The sequence below is a fragment of the Psychroflexus salis genome (assembly GCF_014640175.1).
GTDB classification, from domain to species: domain Bacteria; phylum Bacteroidota; class Bacteroidia; order Flavobacteriales; family Flavobacteriaceae; genus Psychroflexus; species Psychroflexus salis.
This window is the reverse complement of the sequence record NZ_BMGL01000008.1, coordinates 122,451-140,091: the sequence shown is the minus strand read 5'-3', so window position 1 is coordinate 140,091 and position 17,641 is coordinate 122,451. Positions and strand designations below refer to the sequence as shown.

Annotated in this window: 12 protein-coding genes; 3 read left to right on the top strand and 9 right to left on the bottom strand. The window is 32.8% G+C overall.

Annotated features, from left to right (window positions below):
- Position 1 precedes the first annotated feature (1 nt).
- The 6 genes from IEV63_RS08060 to gyrB all read right to left on the bottom strand — a co-directional run bounded on the left by IEV63_RS08060 (position 2) and on the right by gyrB (position 8,965).
- Complete coding sequence (locus IEV63_RS08060; RefSeq protein ID WP_188406282.1) at positions 2–643, bottom strand: protein-L-isoaspartate(D-aspartate) O-methyltransferase; 642 nt, start codon at positions 641–643, stop codon at positions 2–4.
- The gene (locus IEV63_RS08055; protein WP_188406281.1) at positions 633–1,001 is read right to left on the bottom strand and encodes a hypothetical protein; all 369 of its coding nucleotides are present in this window, start codon (positions 999–1,001) and stop codon (positions 633–635) included. Before IEV63_RS08055 ends, IEV63_RS08060 begins: the two co-directional genes overlap by 11 nt.
- Before the next feature lie 726 nt (positions 1,002–1,727).
- Positions 1,728–4,787, bottom strand: a complete 3,060-nt coding sequence (gene secDF, locus IEV63_RS08050) for a protein translocase subunit SecDF (protein ID WP_188406280.1) — start codon at positions 4,785–4,787, stop codon at positions 1,728–1,730.
- Between the two features lie 176 nt (positions 4,788–4,963).
- Complete coding sequence (mdh, locus tag IEV63_RS08045) at positions 4,964–5,887, bottom strand: malate dehydrogenase (RefSeq protein WP_188406279.1); 924 nt, start codon at positions 5,885–5,887, stop codon at positions 4,964–4,966.
- Between the two features lie 38 nt (positions 5,888–5,925).
- Positions 5,926–6,942, bottom strand: a complete 1,017-nt coding sequence (locus IEV63_RS08040) for a DUF6588 family protein (protein WP_188406278.1) — start codon at positions 6,940–6,942, stop codon at positions 5,926–5,928.
- 79 nt (positions 6,943–7,021) lie between these two features.
- Positions 7,022–8,965, bottom strand: a complete 1,944-nt coding sequence (gene gyrB / locus IEV63_RS08035; RefSeq protein WP_188406277.1) for a DNA topoisomerase (ATP-hydrolyzing) subunit B — start codon at positions 8,963–8,965, stop codon at positions 7,022–7,024.
- A 188-nt stretch (positions 8,966–9,153) separates the two neighbouring features.
- Between gyrB and IEV63_RS08030 the strand changes: the two genes are divergently transcribed.
- Positions 9,154–9,798, top strand: a complete 645-nt coding sequence (locus IEV63_RS08030; RefSeq protein ID WP_188406276.1) for a DUF2911 domain-containing protein — start codon at positions 9,154–9,156, stop codon at positions 9,796–9,798.
- A 90-nt stretch (positions 9,799–9,888) separates the two neighbouring features.
- Here IEV63_RS08030 and IEV63_RS08025 read toward each other — a convergent pair whose 3' ends face one another.
- The gene (locus tag IEV63_RS08025; RefSeq protein ID WP_229737214.1) at positions 9,889–11,277 is read right to left on the bottom strand and encodes a pyridoxal phosphate-dependent decarboxylase family protein; all 1,389 of its coding nucleotides are present in this window, start codon (positions 11,275–11,277) and stop codon (positions 9,889–9,891) included.
- 53 nt (positions 11,278–11,330) lie between these two features.
- Positions 11,331–12,929 (bottom strand): bacillithiol biosynthesis cysteine-adding enzyme BshC, encoded by a 1,599-nt coding sequence (gene bshC / locus IEV63_RS08020; RefSeq protein WP_188406275.1) that lies wholly within the window; start codon positions 12,927–12,929, stop codon positions 11,331–11,333.
- 243 nt (positions 12,930–13,172) lie between these two features.
- Between bshC and IEV63_RS08015 the strand changes: the two genes are divergently transcribed.
- Both IEV63_RS08015 and IEV63_RS08010 read left to right on the top strand, forming a co-directional pair.
- Complete coding sequence (locus IEV63_RS08015; protein WP_188406274.1) at positions 13,173–15,281, top strand: DUF349 domain-containing protein; 2,109 nt, start codon at positions 13,173–13,175, stop codon at positions 15,279–15,281.
- A 191-nt stretch (positions 15,282–15,472) separates the two neighbouring features.
- On the top strand, positions 15,473–15,967 hold the full coding sequence (locus tag IEV63_RS08010; protein ID WP_229737213.1) for a class I SAM-dependent methyltransferase: 495 nt from the start codon (positions 15,473–15,475) through the stop codon (positions 15,965–15,967).
- 231 nt (positions 15,968–16,198) lie between these two features.
- Here IEV63_RS08010 and IEV63_RS08005 read toward each other — a convergent pair whose 3' ends face one another.
- Positions 16,199–17,602: a tetratricopeptide repeat protein gene (locus IEV63_RS08005; RefSeq protein WP_188406272.1), complete on the bottom strand. Its 1,404-nt coding sequence runs from the start codon at positions 17,600–17,602 to the stop codon at positions 16,199–16,201.
- Between the last annotated feature and the right edge of the window lie 39 nt (positions 17,603–17,641).

The following is a 17,641-nucleotide window of genomic DNA, read 5'->3' as shown; positions in this document are numbered from 1 at the left end:
CTTAATTTTTATTTTCTAATAAAGGTACAAATCGAAACTCACCAAAGGTTTCTTTATCAAAGCTTTTAGCAGATGTTCTTACTAAGACAGTCATTATTTGTGGATCTTCTCCAACGGGAATTACCAACTTTCCTCCTACTTTTAACTGTGCCATTAAAGATTTTGGTATATAAGGAGCTCCAGCAGTAACTAAAATTTTATCGTATGGTGCATAATCTTTTAAACCCAGATAACCATCACCAAAAGATGCATATTTAGGCTTAATTCCTAATTTTTCTAAAAATAAACTTGTTTTCTTATATAATTCATGCTGTCGTTCAATTGTAAATACCTTAGCACCCATTTGGCATAAAACAGCCGTTTGGTAACCGCTACCAGTGCCAATTTCTAGCACAAGTTCTCCTTTTTTAACCGCTAATAATTGAGTTTGAAATGCCACAGTAAAAGGTTGCGAAATTGTTTGACCTGCTGCAATAGGAAAAGCCTTATCTTGGTATGCATGGTCTTCAAAACTAGAATCTAAAAACAAATGCCGCGGAACTTCAAATATGGCTTTTAAAACTGCTTCATCTGTTATTCCTTTCTCTCTTAACAATGCAATTAAATTCCTACGTTTCCCCTGATGTCTAAAATTATCTTCCACTTATTTTTTTTACTAATTTCATGCCTATAAATGTAATGCAAGTACTTACAAAAGCAGTTGCTCCTAATTTTCCACCAAATCCAGTAAACCAATTCAATGTCTTGCCATAGATAAAGCCACAAATTACACTAGCCAAAGCTATAAAATAATAATTGCCAACTTTAGGACTTGTCATACCCACAAAACTTCCAGCAAAAATTACGTAAGCCAAGCTAGGCATTTTAAAAAGTAAGCTAAAGCCAAAGCCCACCAAACCAATTATACATGAACTTACAACTACATTTAAACCCATGCGATGCAAAAAATATGTACCCATTGCACCACTAAAGCTTGCTATAATCCAAATTATTTGTTGCATATATCTAAAAACACAAAAATACAAATCCGTTTAGCAAAACAACCAATAAAATTAAGTTTAGTTATAAGGAGCTGTTCCTGCTTTTCACTTTTACTCCGTTTGCATTTTTCTAATTTTTAAAAAGCTGGCAGGAGCTTCTAAAGTCGCTCTGCCAACTTAAAAAAATTTTGTTCACTTGCAATACGGGGTAACCACTACAATCAGGGCTAAAAAACGTCAGTATTATCAGAGCATCAATATTCAACTAAAAATAAAAGTTATCTAGGTTTTAAGAATTAAGAAGCAAGACTTTCTTATTTACTTCTTATTATCAAGCAAATAATATCCATTGCCATATTAAACCTAACCAACAAATAAAATACTTGAAATATTTGAGTAGCAAAAGACGCTATGGCTTCAAAATAAAAAGCCTTTAGTCTAGATTAAATTTAATGTCTTTTAATCACTTATCTATTAAGACAAAATACAGAAATTCAACTACCAAAAAGCTAAAACAAATTCATTTATTTAATTGTACACAAATCCTACTTTTGTAATTATAAAATGTAGCTTTTCAATACTTAAATGTTTAATGTAATAATGCTGCCCGGCATTTTTAAAATCTTTTAAGCACAGGAAACATCAAAAAAACATACTATGTAAGATAACATCTTGTATAATTTGAGCAAATAAAAAAGCCGCTCTAAAATTAAAGCGGCTTTTTTACATATATAACTAAGTTACAATTTAGGAAATTGTAGCTTCAGTTTCTTCTTCATCTAATTCTTTTTTATTTTTATCACTCAAGTCGATTCCCTTTTTAGCGGCTGTGTCGTACATTACTGGTGTTGCAATAAACACAGAAGAATAAGTACCAACTACAACACCAACAATAAGTGCAAACATAAATCCACGTATACTATCTCCACCAAAAATAAAAATAGCTAGTAATACAATTAAAGTAGTTAAAGATGTATTCAAGGTCCTGCTTAGAGTTCCACTTACACCATAATTAACAATTTTACTTAAATGCCACTTAGGGTGCTCGTTAAAAAACTCTCGAATTCTATCAAATACAACAACCGTATCGTTTAAAGAATATCCAATTACAGTAAGAATAGCTGCTATAAAAGCTTGGTCAATTTCCATACTAAATGGCATAAAGCTGTAAGTTGCAGAGAAAATACCCAATACAATAATAACATCATGAGATACTGCAGCTACGGCTCCTAAACTAAATTGCCATCTTCTAAAACGCAATAAAATATATAAAAACACTGCAATTAAAGACCCAAATACCGCATAATAAGAAGCGCGTTTAATATCTTCTGCAATAGTTGGTAACACCTTCATAGAAGACATAATACCAAACTCTTCATTATTACCACCTACTTTAAAATCATCATAAGCAAAGCCTTGTGGTAAATAGGATTGGAATCCTTTAAATAAAAACTCTTGAATTTCTTGGTCTACACTATTGTCGTCATTATCTACTTTATAGTTTGTAGTTACTCTTACTTGGTTACTAGCACCATAGGTTTTCACTTCAGCACTTCCTAAATCTTCTTGAACTTGGCTTTGCAGTTCAACTGAGTTTACTGCTTGGTCAAATCGAACAATATAAGTCCTACCACCTACAAAATCGACACCTTGATTTAAGCCTTTGGTTGAAAGTGATACTATACTTAAAATTACTAGAATACCAGAAATAACATAGGCAATTTTTCTTTTCCCTAAGAAGTTAAGTTGAATATTTGCTAAGAAATTTTTTGTAGCTGCGGTGGCAAACTGAAGTAATTTTCCATTTTTAGCATATCCATCAATAAATAGTCTAGTAATAAAAATTGCCGAAAATAAAGATGTTAATATACCAATAAGTAAAGTAGTTGCAAATCCTTTTACAGGACCAGTTCCAAAAACAAACAAAATAATACCCGTTAAACCAGTAGTAATGTTTGCATCTAAGATAGAAGACAATGCGTTACTAAATCCATCTTTTATAGCTAAAGCTTGGTCTTTTCCTTTTTGTAGCTCTTCTCGAATACGCTCAAAAATAAGTACGTTAGCATCAACCGACATACCAATGGTTAAGACAATACCTGCGATACCAGGCAAGGTTAAAACTGCACCTAGTCCAGCAAGTACTCCAAAAATAAATAAGATGTTTACAGCAAGAGCAATATCAGCATAAATACCAGCTTTACCATAATAAAATATCATCCATATCAATACAAACAATAAAGCTATGATAAATGAATTAATCCCAGCATCGATCGCTTCTTGTCCTAAAGATGGACCAACAGTTTCACTTTGTACAATATTAGCTTTTGCAGGAAGTTTACCGGCTCTAAGTACGTTTGCTAAATCCTGAGCTTCTAATATACTAAACTCTCCTGTTATTTCGGAGTTACCTCCTTTAATTGGGTTGCTTACTCCTGGAGCAGAGTAAACAATATCATCTAATACAATTGCAATTTGGCTTCGTTGTTCGGCAGCTTTTGTTGTCATTTGTTCCCAAGCGCGCGAACCTTTTCTGTCCATTTGCATAGTTACCGCAACACGCCCCATTTGGTCGTAGCTTTGTTGTGCATCAATAATTACAGAACCACTTAAATCGGGTTCTCCTTTACGATTTGTTTTTAATGCATATAAATCAATTACCTCACTATCTTGTGCAGGCTTGCCCCACACAAATTTAGCATAGCGTAAATCTTGTCCTAATTTAGATTTTACTTCTGGTCTAGCTAAATAGTCGTTAACGGTAGCGGTATCTTTTATAGCAAAATAAGCAATTACAGGTCCTTGTGGATTTCCACCACCCTGAATTAAACTAATTAATGGATTAGATTTTGAAAATGCTTCATCCTTATCTGCTGCATCTTCATCTGCAGCTAATAATTCATTTAAATCTTGTTCGTCTGTATCTTCTGCATCACTAGATGTTTCAGATGTTTCAGATGTTTCAGATATTTCTTCTTCATCTTCTTCATCAGTATTTTCAGACATCATACTTTGTGCTAGAGCTTGGTCTGCATCAACAATAAATTGATTAAACTCTGAAGCTTTATGTACTTCCCAAAATTCTAATTGAGCTGTTGTTTGCAGTAAATTTTGAACACGATTTATTTCTTTAGCACCAGGAAGTTCTACTAAAATTCTTCCCGATTCACCTAAACGCTGAATATTAGGTTGTGTAACACCAAATTTATCAATGCGCTCGCGCAAAACTTCAAAAGCAGATGTAATACTTTCGTCAATTTTTCTTCGAATTACAGGACGAACTTGGTCGTTGGTCATGTCGAAATTGATGTCTTCACTTAATGATTTATTAGCGAAAATATTTGGTGATGCTAATTTAGCACCTTCCATTTTATCAAATTCTTCAAAAAAGATTTCTAAATAGGTTTTGGCAGACGTTTTTTGAATTTCGGATGCTTTATCTAAAGCAGTTCTAAAACGTTCGTCGTCTGAGTTGGAAGCTAAACCTACCAGAAGATCTCGTACAGATATTTCTAAAATTACATTAATTCCACCTTTTAAATCTAAACCTTTGTTTAATTCTTTGTCTTTAGCATCTTCGTAGGTTATGCCTGCAAAGTATGGCTCTTTAGCAACAGAATCTAAATAAGTATTAGCTGCATTTTCTCGAAGCCTTGGGTAGTTTTCTTCATTTTCACTGATTTTTTGAACAGCGTATTCTTCAGCTTTTTGCTCTATTGAACTAGTAATGAAAGTAAACGACAATTGGTAAATACAAACCAAGCCGAAAATAATTGCAAAAACTTTAATTAATCCTTTATTATGCATTCGATTTTACTATTAATTAATATTGTTTTATTCTCTTAAAAATCGGACAAATATATGCTTTCAAAAAAGAAATGACAATACTTTCCTTAAAGATATTTTAACAAGCACGAAAATGAAAAAAGGCAGTTGAACGGATTGTGGTTCAACTGCCATTTATTTTAAATTTTACAGCTATTTTATTCTAACAGAGCGTTGGTTTTTTTAACTGCTTTTGCACTTTCTTGAAGTTTATTTTTTTCAGCATCTGTTAAATTCAACTCAACTATTTTTTCTATTCCATCTTTACCTAAAATAACAGGAACACCTATACATAAGTCGTTTAGTCCGTATTCTCCTTCTAAATACGTTGAACATGGAAACATTTTCTTTTGGTCGCATGCAATAGATTGAACTAAAGATGATACTGCAGCTCCTGGTGCGTACCAAGCAGAAGTACCTAATAATTTGGTTAAGGTTGCCCCACCTACTTTAGTATCTTCTGAAACTTGTTGAAGTCTTTCATCTGAGATAAATTCTGTTACTCGCACACTATTTCGAGTTGCTAAACTTGTTAAAGGTACCATTCCTGTATCGCTGTGCCCACCGATTACCATACCTTCTATATCTGATGCTGGACAAGCCAAAGCTTCGCTTAATCTATATTTAAAACGGGCACTATCTAAAGCTCCTCCCATTCCTATAATTCTATTTTTAGGCAAACCTAATTCTTTATGTGCCAAATAAGTCATCGTATCCATTGGATTACTTACCACAATTAAAATTACATTTGGAGAATGTTCTATAATTTTACCAGCAACATCCTTCACAATACCAGCATTTATACCAATAAGTTCTTCACGAGTCATACCAGGTTTTCTAGGAATACCACTTGTAATAACAGCAATATCAGAATTTGCTGTTTTAGTATAATCGCTTGTGCTACCAGTTATTTTTGTATCGAAACCGTTAAGCGTTGCCGTTTGCATTAAGTCCATAGCTTTACCTTCGGCATAACCTTCTTTTATATCTACCAAGACTACTTCTGATGCAAAGTCTTTAATTGCTATATACTCTGCACAACTTGCTCCTACTGCTCCTGCTCCTACTACAGTTACTTTCATATTTTTATATTTTAAAGATTAATTATTGTTTACTTTATTTAAATTCCGAAACTGATTCCCGCTGATACGGTATTAAATTCTTGAATACTATAGTCGGCATGAATTCTAAAAAAAGCTAAGGTTAATTTAGCTCCAATAGTTCCTCGAAAACCGTTTACAGAAGATGATGTAACAAAAGGATCTCGAATGGTTTCACCAGAATTTACACCTTCGTTTAGTGCATAATCACCCTTTAATCCAAAATCTGAAGATGCTGAAATATAACTTAAACCAGCATAAAAATTAATAACGGGTAATTTTGTTGAAACCAATCCACTAAAGGACCAAACAGAAAATTCACTTTCTAAAAAACCATTGTTTGTATCGACAATTGGGGTGTCTCCTAATTTTATATCTCCTTTAAAAACACTATAATTGGCAGCTAAACCTAAATGAATGGGTAATAACTTAAAGCCAGGAATCCAATCTGAAATTTCATTTTGAACACCAACTCCATAGTACTGCAAAGAACCATCGTCAGATTCAATTTCGGGCAAGTATCTAAATTTAAACTCTAAACCACCTAAAAAACCAATACTTAATTGTGGAAATGCGGTAGGCACTTGATCTAATCCGGTTCTTGCTAAACCTTGTGGAAGTGTAAAACCAACACTTTGTTGGTTTCCATTTTCATCTTCGAAAACCGCTAGTGCTTGTATACTTGGGTCGTTTTCTCCTAAAACTGTTGCCACACGCTGAATACTAGATCCATTTTCGAACTCTAAAAAGTTATAATCTGCAGTATTCAATTCAAAGTTTTTCTGACTAGAAGAAACAAATGCAGCATTCCCAATGAAAGACAACTCAAATTGACCTAATTTTTTAGACTTTGCAGATGTAAACCATCCACTTGAAAGTGAATAAGCTACTGCATCTAAACCAGGCGTTAAATAATTTTCAGCAAAAAGCTTTGTATCTTCAGCGCCTGCTGCTAAAACTCGATTAATATTTATCTGAGACCAGCTAGGCTGAAAACTTAAAATTAGGAATAAAACAACATAAGTGAGCTTTTTCATTATCATATCGATTTAGTTAAAAATATAAATTTAATATAATCGTTAATAATAAAAGTTTTTCTTAAATGAAACATGACAATTAAGCATCAATATTAGCGTAAACTGCATTTTTTTCGATAAATTCTCTCCTAGGTGGAACTTCATCACCCATTAACATTGAGAAAATTCGATCAGCTTCACCTAGATTATCAATCGTCACTTTTCTTAAAATACGATTACCGGGATTCATAGTTGTATCCCAGAGTTGTTCCGCATTCATTTCACCTAAACCTTTGTATCGTTGAACACTAACATTAGTTTTATATTCGCTTTGAATTTCAGAACGTTCTTTTTCACTCCAAGCATAACGTTTTTTACTTCCTTTTTTTATTAAATATAAAGGTGGAGTTGCAATATAAACGTGTCCAGCTTCAATTAACTCTTTCATATATCTAAAAAAGAAGGTAAGAATTAAAGTAGCAATATGGCTTCCATCTACATCGGCATCACACATAATTACAATTTTATGATACCGTAATTTGGATAAATTTAAAGCTTTGGAATCTTCTTCTGTCCCAATAGTTACGCCAAGTGCTGTATATATATTTCTAATTTCTTCATTTTCGAAAACCTTATGAGACATGGCTTTTTCAACATTTAAAATTTTACCACGCAAAGGCAAAATAGCTTGAAAATTCCTATCACGTCCCTGTTTGGCAGTTCCACCTGCAGAATCTCCTTCTACTAAAAATACTTCGCAGTTTTCAGGATCTTGGTCGGAACAATCCGACAATTTACCCGGCAAACCTCCACCACTCATAACGGTTTTTCGTTGAACCATTTCACGGGCTTTTTTGGCTGCATGTCTGGCTTGTGCGGCTAAAATTACCTTTTGAACAATTGTTTTAGCATCGTTTGGATTTTCTTCTAGGTAATTTTCAAGCATCTCAGAAACTGCCTGAGAAACAGCTGATGTTACCTCTCTATTTCCTAACTTAGTTTTAGTCTGACCTTCAAATTGTGGATGCTGAACTTTTACCGAAACAATTGCTGTTAAACCTTCTCTAAAATCGTCTCCTGCTATTTCAAACTTCAATTTATCTAGCATTCCAGATGCGTCTGCATACTTCTTTAGAGTAGAAGTCAAACCACGTCTAAATCCAGACAAGTGTGTTCCTCCTTCGTGTGTATTTATATTATTTACGTAAGAGTGTAAATTCTCCGCGTAAGAATTATTATAAATCATGGCTACCTCAACTGGAATATCATTTTTTTCGCCTTCCATTGAAATAACGTCCCCAATTAAAGCTTCTCGGTTAGTATCCATAAATCGGATAAATTCCTTTAAGCCTTCTTCAGAGTGGAATTTGTCAAAAACATAATTACCATCTTCATCTTTTTCGCGCTGGTCTTCAATTGTAATGGTTATTCCCTTATTCAAGTAGGCTAATTCTCGCATTCTAGATGCTAGCGTATCGTAATTAAAACGAATTGTTTCTTGAAAAATACTTGTATCGGGCATAAATTCAACCAAGGTTCCTTTTAAGTCAGTTTCGCCTACCGACTTAACTGGATACAAGGCTTTACCAAGTTCATATTCCTGCTCCCAAATTTGATTGTTTTTATATACGGTTGCTTTTAAATGAGAAGACAATGCATTTACTACAGAAACACCGACACCATGCAAACCACCAGAAACTTTATAAGAATCCTTATCGAATTTCCCTCCAGCTCCAATTTTGGTCATCACCACTTCTAAAGCAGATACACCTTCTTTTTTATGTAAATCAATAGGGATTCCACGTCCATTGTCTTCAACTTTAATACTTCCCTTTTCAGTAATCGTTACACGGATAGTATCGCAATACCCCCCCATGGCTTCATCAATAGAGTTATCTACTACTTCGTAAACCAAATGGTGTAAGCCACGAGTGCCAACATCACCAATATACATGGATGGTCGCATTCTTACATGCTCCATTCCTTCTAAGGCCTGAATGCTATCTGCTGAATAGTCTTTTGGAATTTTATTCTCTTCACTCATATAAATCGTGATTTTTAACAACCCACAAATATAACTAAAGCTTTTAGTTAAGAAGCATTTTGTATAATAAAATAGCTGAATTACTAATAGAATTTATTAACAATTACTCAGACTTCAATACATATTTTTGTAAAAAATAGAAATACTATTTTAGCTTTAATTGAGTTAAATTAAAAAACGTATAATATATGCACCGACTATTGAACAATCTTATGCTTTTTACTTTTATTATTTGTAGTAGCTTATCTGTTAATGCACAAAGCTTCTCAGACTTAGATAAAAGTCCTATGGATGCCGTTATGGTAAGAAATGAAGATAATTCTCCTTTGGTAAGAATAATTTATAGCCGACCATTTAAGAGAGGTCGCGAAATATTTGGCAATTTAGTTCCTTTTGAAAAAGTTTGGCGAACTGGCGCAAACGAAACAACTGAAATTCGATTTTATGAGCATTGTTATGTGAATGGCCAACCTATTAAAAAAGGAACCTATGCATTATTTAGTATTCCAAATGAAGACGAATGGACTATTATTATTAACCAAAATTATCAAGATTGGGGTGCATATAATTATAAGGAAAGCGCTGATGTTTTACGTTTTAATCTAAAAGTTCAGGAAACAGCAACAAGTGTAGAACAATTTTCTATTAGTACAAGGCCAGCTAAAAATGGGGCATATTTATTTATGGGTTGGGACAACACATTTCTCCGGTTTACTGTAAAACCTGACCCTTCCTTATTTCCAGAAGAAATTGAAGTTGAAGATGATTTACCAGCAAAAACACAAACTAGTAAAAAAACTAAAAAAACTAAGCGGTTTTTAGGGATATTTTAAGGCTCAGAAGCGTTTTTACAGCACAGCATCAAATACAAACTATCTTATTTATTATACTCGCTTTTATTAAGGTAAGTATAAAATCAACCATCAAGACATTGTTTTTAAAATGGCGCTAATATCATCTTCGGTTGTATCTGGATTAATGAAGCAAAAGCGAGCAATAGTTTCCGATTTTCCATTGGTAGTCCATTTAGTAGGAGTTACTAAAGCAAATCCAGACTGGTGATTTTGGTATGTCCATTCCACATAGTCTTTAGGCTGCCAACCTAAACGCCTGTACAAAACGCAAGATAATCCAGGTTCACGAACTAATTCAACATGACTTAACTCTGTAATTTGTTTAGCTGCATTTTGTGCAAGTTCTAAACCTCGCTCAATGGCTTTTGTATACGTTTTAGTTCCATGCATGGCTAACGAAAACCAAAGTGGCATACCTCTTAACCTTCTAGTTAGTTGTATTTGGTAATCTGCTGGATTAAAACCTTGCGCACCTTGATCTTTAAAAATATCTAAATAAGCGCCTTTTTGTGAGTGTGCATTAGCAGCGAGTTTCATATCTCGATATAAGACAGCGCCACAATCGTAGGGAGAAAACATCCATTTATGAGGATCAATCGTAATGCTATCTGCTTTTTCAATTCCTTTAAACAAATGTCTTACAGAAGGAGCAGCTAAAGCGCCACCACCATAGGCAGCATCTACATGAAACCAAACCTTTTCCTCATTACAAACTTTAGCAATTCCTTGTAAGTCATCAATAATTCCAGCATTGGTGGTTCCTCCAGTCGCTACAATGGCAAATAAACGTTTCCTATCTATTTCACTTAAATTTTTAATGGTAGCTTGTAGGCCTTTTGCGGTTAATTTGTCTTCTTCATCATCTTCTACCAATATTAAATCTGCATCGATTACTTTAGCCATAGACTTTACAGAAGAATGTGCTCCATGAGAAGTAATTAGCAGACCTTTAAAAGCATTATTTTCTTCATTTTTTGTTCGCCAATCTTCTCTTGCAGTAACGATAGCACTAAGGTTTGCAGCTGTTCCGCCAGAAGTAAATACACCAAAGGCATCTTTGGGTAATCCTGTTAGTGAAACTAACCATTCCATAGCTCTGTTTTCGCAAAAAATTCCACCAGCGCCTGTCATCCAATAAGCACCATGAATACTGGCTGCCGAAGTTACTAAATCAAATAAAACTGCAGCCCGAGTTGGTGCAGCAGGCACAAATGCCAAATGCCTTGGGTGGTCTACAGGTACGGCAGCTTTAGCCAACACATCTCTAAAAATCTGAAAAGCTTTTTCGCCGCCAATTCCATCGTCTGTAATGGTATCGCCAACCAGTGCTAATAATTCTTTTTCTTGTTTAGGCGAAGCTAAATCTGGCGTAGTATTCGATATGCGATTAATAGCATATTTCATAATATCTAAGGTCATTTCTACCGTATCGATATCAATCGCGTGCATACTCTTCATAATCCTAAATTTTACTGCAAAAGTAAATAATATTTACAGCAAGATGGATTGGTTTATTGGTCTATTTCAATTAAATTGAATTGTAAATCTAAAGGGTTAAACTCAGAAAGGAGACGCGGGATTAATTCTTTTCCTAATTTTAAATATATTTCACTAAAATTAATGTGGCGTTCTTGCAAGTTTTGTTCTGGAAATAAAGAAAGCTGAAGTGCTTCTACTCGTTTTAAATAATCTTTTAGCTTTCTTTTTTGCGCTTTTAACAAACGCTTTTCTAAATAAGTTAAACCATTTATTTGTTTTTGTTCTTGAGCAGCAACTGCACCTTTAAAACTTGCATCTGTCTGTTTTGCCAGATTATACAAGTCTTCAAACTGCTTTTCTAAATATTTTTTTTGTGGAAAAAAATCGATTTTAATTTCACTTGTTTGATGTGTAACTTTTGTTGCTAATTCGTTACTACTTAAAAAGAAATCGTCTAATTTTAAATTTAAATTACTTGCTTTTTGGGCTTGTTTGTGTGTATAAATTAAGGCAGAATTTCGCAATAGTAAAATGGGTAAAGGAATTTCTTCAGCTTCAAAATAAGGTTTCAACTGAAACCAATAAGCTAATTCTCCACCTCCACCTATATAACATAAATTAGGTAAAATCGCTTCTTGATAAAGCGGCCTTATCATGACGTTGGGCGAAAAGCGTTCGGGAAAAGTTTCTAGCTCGTTAAGCAATTCAGCTTGTGTAAACTTCAGTTTAGTTTCATTAATATAATATAAACCACCTTTTACAAGTATGCGTTCTCGCAAACCATCTTTAATGTAAAACAAGTTAATTTCTCTAGGGTTAACTTGTACTTTGTAATTGGCTTCTTTTAAACGGGCTATACTTTGGGCTGTATATTTAGAAACAGATTGGTGGAGCAGTTCGTTTTTAAACTGCGGAATGCATATTCTTTTTAAGTCTTTTTGGTCTGCATCTATAATCACTAAGCCGTAATCTTGAAACAATAAATTTACTAAATAACGGGTTGCTTCGGCATATGTTTCGTGGTATAAATAAGCTTTTTGAAAAAGTTTACGTAAGTAATTAGCATGCTCACCAATGCCCAAATCTTTATCCAATTCTTTAAAGAGCAAATCGAGATTTTCGGTAGGATGCGCGCCAACTTTTCCTTTTTTGAGTTGATGTGCAGAATACTTTTTATTATTTAAATTAAAGAATTTAATTTCTTCAAAATCGTGGTCTTCTGAAGCCATCCAATACACAGGAACAAACTTTTTGTCTGGATATTGTAGTTGCAACTGATTGCATAACTTTATAGTCGATACAATTTTGTAAATAAAATAAATAGGACCGGTAAATAAATTTAGTTGATGCCCCGTTGTTACGGTAAATGTATCTACATCTACTAAAGATTTAATATTGTTGATACTTGCTTGAGATGCAGCTATTTTAGTATATTGCTGCAACAATACGTCGGCCAAAATAGCCCTGTTTTTTGCTTTTACGTGGGCATGTTTTTCAGTAATTTGTCCTTCGAATGATGCTAATTCTGGAAATCGATTGTAAAAAGGTTCAACTTTTTCATCTTTCGCTATATAATCTTCAATAAGCTTAGAAAACCTATGGGTTTGTTGATACGAAATACAATCAGACATCTACTGTTTTTTGCAAATATACTTGGGTAAGCTACAAGTGTTTTTAAATTTTAGTTAAAAAGCTTAATGCTGCTCAATTAGTAAATTTTGTTTGCAACTAAAAGCATTGTGGCCAGAAGCAAAGAAAAGAAATTAAAATGATATAAGCTTTGGTCGATAATTATCGAAACCATTTTTATAGTTGTGTAGAAGTATACAAGTTATTATATTTCAACTTTATTAAGAACCTTAACATTGAAAAAAATGTCTGAAGAAGTAAACAAAAATCAGGAAGCAGAAAACTTGCAAAACGAAGCTGAAAAAAAATCTGAATCAACTGAAAAGCAAGAGCTTAATCGCGAATCGACTGATCAGGAAAATAAAGACCAAGCAAGTGAAGAAAGCAAGTTAGAATCGGAAGCTAAAAGTGAAGATAGCTCAGAAAGTTCTACTTTAGAAGCTGAGACAACAAAAAAAAGCAGCAAAATAGATAGCGCTGATGCAAATGAGCAAGACTCTCCATCTGATGCTGTTGCTGATTCTGATAGTACTGAAACTTCTCAACCTGAACCTAACCAAACAACTAAAAATGCTACAGACGAACTCGATGAAGCCAATGCAGAAGACAGTGAAGACGAAGATGTTTCTAAACGTCATGAAATTGAATTAAAAGATTACGACAGCATGTCTTTAGATGAATTGGTTATCGAGATAGAAAAGCTTTTATCTAACGAAAAGATTCAATCAATCAGAGAGCATGTTACGCAAATTAAAATAGCCTTCGATAAAAAATTCAACGAGATTATTGAAGAGAAAAAAGAAGCTTTTATAGAGGAAGGTGGAAATATTATTGATTTTCAGTATACTTCTCCAGTTAAGAAAAAATTCAATTCTATTTACTTCGATTATCGTGAAAAAAGAGACCAATATTACAATCAATTAAAAAAGAATTTAAATCAAAATTTAAAAGAAAGACTTTCAATAATTGAAGAGCTTAAAAATATGATTGGTGCTGGCGAAAGTATGAATTCAACTTTTCAGCACTTTAAAGATTTGCAAGAAAGATGGAAAAATGCTGGCCCGATACCTAAATCAGAATACCGTCAAGTTTGGGAAAATTACCATTTTCATGTTGAACGATTTTATGATTTCTTACATCTTGACCGTGAGTTTAGGGACTTGGATTTTAAACATAACTTAGACCAAAAATTGAAATTAATTTCGCGTGCAGAAGAGCTTATTAAAGAAGATGATATAAACCGAGCTTTTAGAGAGTTACAATTGCTACATAAAATGTGGAAAGAAGAACTAGGTCCCGTAGCTCGAGAATTTAGAGAAGAAATATGGGAAAAGTTTAGTCATGCAACACAACAAATTCACGATAAACGTCAGGCATATTTTGAAGAATTAGATAAGGAACGGGAAAAAAACTTAGCTGTAAAAGAAGAAGTAATTGAAGAAATTAGAAAAATAGCAGACCAAGAAGTTACTTCGCATAACGATGCCCAAACCAAGATAAAAAATATTGAAAAGCTAAGAGAAATTTTTTTTAAAGCAGGTAAAGTTCCAAGAAAAGATATGGATGAAATTTGGAATGCTTTTAAGAAGCATACACGAACTTTTAACCGGAAGAAAAATGCATTTTATAAGAATTTAAAGCAAGATCAGTTTGAAAATTTAAAAAAGAAACTAGATTTAATTGAAGTTGCTGAAGAACATAAGGATAGTGAAGATTTTGAAACCACTACTCCACTAATGAAAAAAATTCAAGATCAGTGGAAAGAAATCGGTCATGTTCCTAGAAAAGATAGCGACAAAATTTGGAAAAAATTTAAAAATGCTTGTAATCATTACTTCAATCGCTTGCACAGTAAGAAAAATGAAGATTTAGATGAAGAATTCAAGGCCTTTTTAGCCAAAAAAGATTTAATTAATAAAGTGAAATCCGCACAATTACCAGACAACAAAGATGAATCTTTAAAAACAATAGAAGGCTTTATTGAAGAATGGGGAGAAATTGGAGCTGTACCAAGAAACAAAAAGTATATTGAAGGTAAATTCAATAAAACATTAGACCAACTGTTTAAAAAAACAGGGGTAGAAAAGAAAGAAGCAGAATTATTAAAATACGAATCTAGGTTACATGATCTAGACGAAGGTAGTGAGCGAGATATTAACAGAGAAGTTTTCTTTATTCGCAAAAAAATTGATGAAACTAAAGATAATATAAATCAATTTGAAAACAATCTTCAATTTTTCAGTTCAACAGACGATTCTAATCCTTTAGTTAAAGAAGTAAAAGACAAAATAGAACGCTATCGAGATGAGTTAAGTATGTGGAAAACTAAGTTAGATAAATTAAACCAACTATAAATCTGCAAATGCTTACACACGCAAATTTGCAAACCTCTACTTGTCCGCTTTGTTCACACAAAGCGGACTATTTTTTGAACTTCGCTACCAAAATGAATAATCGGACTTATTATCGATGCAAAAATTGTGTTTCTGTTCACTTACAAAAAAACGAAATATTAAATTTTAAACAAGAGAAACAACGTTATGCAATGCATAATAACGACGTAGAAGATGCTCGCTATCAAAAATTTGTTTCCCCATTAAGTAAGCAAATTTTAAAAGATCAAAATAAAGATGCTAAAGGTTTAGATTATGGATGTGGCCCAGGACCTGTAATAACTCATATCTTAAAGAATAATGGCTTCCATAATATTGCTTTGTACGATCCGTATTTTTTCCCAGATAAAAATAAATTGAAAGATAAATATCAATTTATAATTTGTTGTGAAGTAATTGAACATTTTAGCCATCCCGCAAAAGAATTTATTAAAATTAAAAATTTACTAGTACCCAATGGAAAGTTTTATGGTAAAACTGAATTGCTCTATAAAGACTTGAATATTGATGGTTTTAAAGAATGGTGGTACAAAAACGACCCAACACATTGTTTTTTTTATAGTAAAGAAACACTAAAGTATATTACCGAACTAAATGGATTTTCTTCCTTAATTATAAAAGATAAATTTTTTGTGCTTTCAAACTAAACAAGAATTACCAATTAAATTGTACTGCATTATATAAAAACAAAACAGCTCGAGTTTTTTAAAAATTTTACTTTACATTGAAATAGAAAGTAATGTTTCTTGGTTTTGTTACAGCACTGAAAAATATCGAGATATGGAAGGTTCTCGACTCCGATTACACTTAAGATAAATTCTACCCAATCAAGATTTTATAAAAGATGTATGGGAATTGATTTAAAATTTCAATACATTTTATTTATCATCATCTACACCAAAAATCCCTAAAACTGCTTTGTAGGCTTTTGTTTGAGTTAAGTTTGGAAAAATTATAGGCATCAACTCGATATAACTAGGCGATTCTGCAAAAGCTTCTCTAAAATGATCTAAAGATTCTAAGGATTTGCCCAAATGCAATTGCACAGCAGCAAGACGGTATAACAATTCATGATTTTTAGGAAAGAAAATTAATCCTTCAATAGCAACTTCTTCAGCTTCATCCCACAAATCTTCAGAAACCATTAAATCTGTATGTGTAGTGTAAAAGGACAAATCGTATTGGCGAATATGATTAATTTTTGTATGGGCATTTACCACTTCATTTTTTAAGCCTAATTTAGAACAAATCAGTGCATATTTTTTCCAATACAATTCGTTTTCTTCATCGATATGCAAAGCTTTATTAATGTAATGCAAAGCTTTTTCAAAATCTCTTTGGTCTATAAAAAAATCGGTTAAAGCCAACCAACTTCTATCCATCAATGGGTCTTCATGTACAGCTTTTTTAAATGAACGCAAGGCTGCATTTATATCGCCAATTTTTTGATAACATTTCCCCATTCGGTAATATGCAAAAGCCGTTGGATCATCAATTTGAAGAGTAATCTGGTAAAGTTCTATTGCTTCTTTAAATTGGTCTAGTTTTTCTAAAATTTTTGCTTTTTCTAGATAAGCCCCAACAAAATATTCGTCTGAAATAATGGCATAGTCAAAGCAATTAACTGCTTCTTCCAAATTATGTTCTTCTGCATATAGCATTCCTAATTGGTGCCACGCAATTTGGCAATATGGATTTTGATTTATAAATGTGTTTAAAAACGATTTAGCTTCTTCTCTTTGGTCTAAAAACTCGAAGCAATAAACAATATTGTAAAGAGTAGCAAAATCGTCAAAATCTTCATTTAAACTTAAAATAAAATTTTGTTTAGCTTCTTCGTACATCTCTAACATAAGGTATTCCATTCCTATTAAATGGTAAATATCTTCAGCATCATCAGTAAGTTTTGCTGCTTGTTTTAAATGAGAAATAGAAGCTAAATGATTATCTTGTTTGGAGTATACATTAGCAATTAAAACGTATACTTCATCGTTATTTGGTTCTAATTGTTTAAGTTCATTTAACAAAGCTAAAGATTCTTCATGTTTTTCTTCAAACATTAATAAATCTGCTTTTAATAACAATAGAGAAGCAGTGTTGGGATGTTGTTCTAGACCAATTTTCATGGCTTTTTTAGCAAGCCCAATCTTACCAATATCTAGGTAATACGAAATTATATTTTCGAAATCTTGTGTATCAAAAAAAAGCACTTCGTTAGTTTTAAGCATATGCTCAAACTTTTGAATGGGATAATCAAATTCTTCGTGGTTACCAAAATTCATATTTGTAATTTAGGTTTCTTCAGCTAAGTTAATAGCAAA